Raw genomic sequence first — 3,959 nt, forward strand, 5'->3', positions numbered from 1 at the left:
ATCGTCGAGGTACCCACCTTGCCCATATGGAAGGCTTCCTCGATCTCGCCAATCTCAGTCCGCTGCATAAACACAATATCCTGCGCGATCTTTTCAGCCGTTCCAGCGAAAAGGGCCAAGGCACAGACATAATCGCTGACGCGGTCGTAAGAGGATCGCATCGGCAAAATCGCGGGTTCCAGGTCAAGGATTGCGGCCATTTCCGCCTCCACGGCCGGTCCTTTTTCCCCCATCGCGGCAAACGTGCCAATGGCGCCGCCCAAGCTTGCGACGAAGGAGGACTTCAGTCGGTCCTGTAGACGCTGGCGATCGCGGCGGACTTCTTCCAGCCAGCCGGCTACTTTGAAGCCGAAGGTCATCGGTAGAGCGTGCTGACCGTGGGTACGGCCGGCTTGCAAGGTGTCGCGATGTTTGGTCGCCATTTTCGACAGCGCGCTCTCAATCCGGACGAGACTGCTATCGATCAGGGCGTGCGTCGCCTTCATTTGCAGGGATGCGGTGGTGTCGAAGATGTTCTGCGTCGTCGCACCCCAGTGGATGTATCCAGCAGCAGGCTCACCAGTGAATTCTTCCAACTGGCGCAGAACCGGAACAAACGGATGCTGGGCATGGGAAATTTCACAGCTCAGACGTTCGGTATCGAAGCGCTCGTGACGGCAAGCTTCTTTGATGACAGGCGCCACGTCGGCTGGAATAACGCCCAGTCGCGCTTGCGCCTCTGCTAAAGCAGCTTCAACGTCCAACCAGGTTTGGAGGGTCTGGATATCACTCCAAATTTCCTTCGCTTCAAAGCTGAACCAGTAGCGCGTGATGAAGGAGTCGAACATTCCCACGGTCATGATATATCCGTCTTCTGACGATGATGAAGTGGCGCTCTGAGCGCGTCGGAGCGCCGTTGCTTTCACTCTATCGAGATCGCCGAATCCTTGACGATTTGACGATAGATCTCAGCTTCCTTTTCGATGAACCCGGTGAATTCACCCATCGGCATCGGCGCCGCTACGAAACCACCGTCGGCCAATCGTTTTTTGACGTCTGCATGTCCAAGGGAAGCGACGATAGCGTCGCTAATTTCCTTGGCGGCAGCAGTGTCGGTACCGGCCTTGACGAAAATGCCCTGCCAGAGAGGGAGGGCGAGCCCGTTAAATCCTTCGATTTCCGTCAGGGCCGGGACGTCGGGAAGCGCGGCTGAGCGCGCCGCGCTGGTTACGGCGAGAACGCGGACTTTTCCTTCCTTCACGAACGGAAGTGCAGTCGATGTCGTAAAGACGGCCGAATTCAAAAGCCCCGCCAGAATGTCGTTCGAAACCTGAGCGCCGCCTCGATATGGTGCGTGGAGCAGCTTTACGCCTGCACGATGGCTGATCATCTCGCCCACGAAGTGCTGGGCAGTGCCGATTCCGGGTGTGCCATAGGTGATGGATTCAGGGCTTTCCTTTGCCGCGGCGACCAGATCCCCCAAGGTTTTATATGGGGAGTCGGCGGGCACGGCGATCGACATGGACGTCAAAGCGGTACGGCCAACAGGCAGCGTCGCTTCTTTCCAGTCAATGCCGACCGACTTGTTGAGCATCGGTACCGCGACAGTGTCATGGCCACCGTAATAGAGCGTCGAGCCATCTGCCTTGCTATTGACCAGTTTTTGCAACGCGATCATTCCGCTGCCACCGGTGGCATTTTCGACAATCACGGATCGTCCGAGTTTCTTGGAAAGTTCCGACGCCACCACGCGGGCAGCATAATCGGCACTTCCGCCAGCGGAGTAGCCTACGAGCAAGGTCATCGGACCCGAGCCCTGGGCCACTACATGCAGCGGCATGGCGGTAAGCGCGGCCACGGTGGCCATGGCAGTTAGAAAGCGACGTCGGAACATATAAGCCTCCCTTGGCAATTAGCAATACAATTTGTATTGCTCTTCATTCCTCGCAATGTTATGTACAGCAGGCTTGATGGCAGCTCAAGCGGCAGAGTTAAAATAATTCTTGCCGAATTGTATTATATTGTAATAGGAGTCGTTGCATGGGAGAGACCAGTAAATTACAGTCCTATCTGAGATCCGTCGCCTTGGCGGCGGAGGAGGGAGATCGCTTGCCCACCGTGCGGCAATTGATGCGCGACTTTTCGCTTAGCCAGCAAGTCGTCCAACGCGCGGTCAACGATCTGAAAGCAGAAGGGCTTGTCGATGCCCATGTCGGTCGCGGAACTTTTTTCACAAAGAGCAAGCAATCTGACGTGGGCGTATCTGTGCCGAGCCCGTCCAGCAAAAAGCATGATAACGCGCCTCGCAGCGTCATCATGCTTCGCCGATCCTCCAGTAATCTGCGCGGCAGGGTGGTCCTTGAATCTTTGCAAGATCGCTTAAACAGTGATGGGCATGTCACGCTCGAAGTCGGATATTCCGATCCCGAACATGCCAAACAGGTACTCCACACGCTTCCCCGTTTTGATGCTTGCATCGTCCAGAACTCTTTCGACATCATGCCTGTCGACATGATCTCTGCCATCCGTCGCAAAACCGATACGATAATCGTCGACGGCGCCTGGTTGGTCGGAACGGATATAGACGCCGTCGGCTTTGAATGGGGACAATCCGTTGAAACTGCCGTGCGCCGTTTGGTGAGTTCAGGGCACGACTGCATCCACTACATCACCACCGCAAGCTTTTTCCTTGCGAACGAGATGGGCCTCCATCGGTGGCGCAATCTTCGCGAGACCGTCGAACTCGCAGATGTCATCCGGCCTGAAATCAAAATCCCCAAGCTGCCCGCCAAAGACTACGAGGAGGCGGCCGTTGCTGCGCTCGTTTCGGGGATCTCTGAAAGCCCGAACTCCCAAGCCCCGGCGGTCGTCGTCTGGGGCGTCGAAGACGGCGCTCGGTTCAAGAATCTTCTGGAACAAGAAGGGCTCGCAATCCCTGCCGATCTTTCGGTGATCTTGCTGGGGCGCACCGACCTCGATCCGGAGGCGGGAGGCTTCTTTCATATGGTCGGCTACACCACCGCTGACCAGGTTGATGGCGTATACGGCCGTCTGATTGAGCGCTGGCAGAAGCGAAAGGAGCCTTACGGGCTGCGGCTGCTTCCCATGAGAGAGCGAGAAGGCCTGTCAATCGGCGGCCCCCGCTCGAGAGAGTAACTCACTATCTGGAGGATGACGGATGATCCGCATACGGGGAGAAAAGGACCTTGGGATAGGGGTAATCTACCTCACCCTTGGACTGGTCGGTTTTGCCGTCGCCCGAAACTACAGTTTCGGCACGGCTGGCGGCATGGGGCCGGGGTATTTCCCGACGATCATTTCGTCGCTCTTGATCATCTTCGGCCTCGTCACGATCGCCAAAGGCTTCGTGCGCGATGGCGAGCGGATCGGCACGATCAATTGGAAAGCTCTGACACTCGTCACGCTTTCTGCATGTGCGTTCGGCTTCCTGCTGGAGACCACCGGTTTGGCTGCCGCATTGACCGCTCTGATACTCATCAGTGCGGCTGCAAGTGAAAGGTTTCGCTTCGAGATCCGACCACTCATCGGTCTCGTAGCGCTCAACATTTTCTGCCTGGCCGTCTTTGTCGAGGGGCTGGGACTTCCTATGCCGATCATCGGCGAATGGTTTAAGTAGGGGCCTTGAAACATGGACATATTCGCAAACCTCTGGCTCGGCCTCTCAATCGCTGGCACGTTCTATAACCTGTTCTATTGCCTGGTCGGCGTATTCCTGGGAACTGCAATTGGCGTACTGCCCGGTCTCGGTCCGGTGGCGACGATAGCCATGTTGCTCCCGATTACGTTCGGGCTTCCCCCTGAATCTTCGCTCATCATGTTGGCCGGAATCTATTACGGGGCACAGTACGGCGGTTCGACAACTGCCATTTTTTTGAAACTGCCTGGGGGGCCCTACTCAGGCCTGGCAGCCCCCGCGTGTGACCCAACTGCACCCCAACGATCCACCCGGCAGGCCGCAG

General features: G+C 56.9%; 5 protein-coding genes. 3 read left to right on the forward strand and 2 right to left on the reverse strand.

The genetic code is table 11. The features are described from left to right. Positions 1-839, reverse strand: an 839-nt coding sequence (locus C9413_RS29100) for a lyase family protein (RefSeq protein ID WP_246703881.1), incomplete at its 3' end; no start/stop codon positions are given. Positions 840-901: 62 nt separating this feature from the next. Further along, positions 902-1,873, reverse strand: coding sequence for a tripartite tricarboxylate transporter substrate binding protein (locus tag C9413_RS29105; protein ID WP_040116333.1), 972 nt, complete (start codon positions 1,871-1,873; stop codon positions 902-904). 146 nt (positions 1,874-2,019) lie between these two features. Here C9413_RS29105 and C9413_RS29110 point away from each other — a divergent pair, with 146 nt between their 5' ends. The 3 genes from C9413_RS29110 to C9413_RS29120 form a co-directional block, all read left to right on the forward strand. Beyond that, complete coding sequence (locus C9413_RS29110) at positions 2,020-3,135, forward strand: GntR family transcriptional regulator (RefSeq protein WP_052451900.1); 1,116 nt, start codon at positions 2,020-2,022, stop codon at positions 3,133-3,135. Positions 3,136-3,157: 22 nt separating this feature from the next. Next, complete coding sequence (locus C9413_RS29115; RefSeq protein ID WP_040116332.1) at positions 3,158-3,616, forward strand: tripartite tricarboxylate transporter TctB family protein; 459 nt, start codon at positions 3,158-3,160, stop codon at positions 3,614-3,616. Between the two features lie 12 nt (positions 3,617-3,628). Beyond that, positions 3,629-3,959: tripartite tricarboxylate transporter permease (locus C9413_RS29120; protein WP_170251272.1), on the forward strand; the 331-nt coding region annotated here is incomplete at its 3' end.

Source organism: Rhizobium sp. SEMIA 4085 (genome assembly GCF_013004495.1).
Taxonomy (GTDB): domain Bacteria; phylum Pseudomonadota; class Alphaproteobacteria; order Rhizobiales; family Rhizobiaceae; genus Rhizobium; species Rhizobium gallicum.

What these genes read in the sequence shown, in the direction of transcription:
- C9413_RS29105 (WP_040116333.1), bottom strand. Translation starts at nt 1,873, where the DNA reads ATGTTCCGACGTCGCTTTCTAACTGCCATGGCCACCGTGGCCGCGCTT.
- C9413_RS29110 (WP_052451900.1), top strand. Translation starts at nt 2,020, where the DNA reads ATGGGAGAGACCAGTAAATTACAGTCCTATCTGAGATCCGTCGCCTTG.
- C9413_RS29115 (WP_040116332.1), top strand. Translation starts at nt 3,158, where the DNA reads ATGATCCGCATACGGGGAGAAAAGGACCTTGGGATAGGGGTAATCTAC.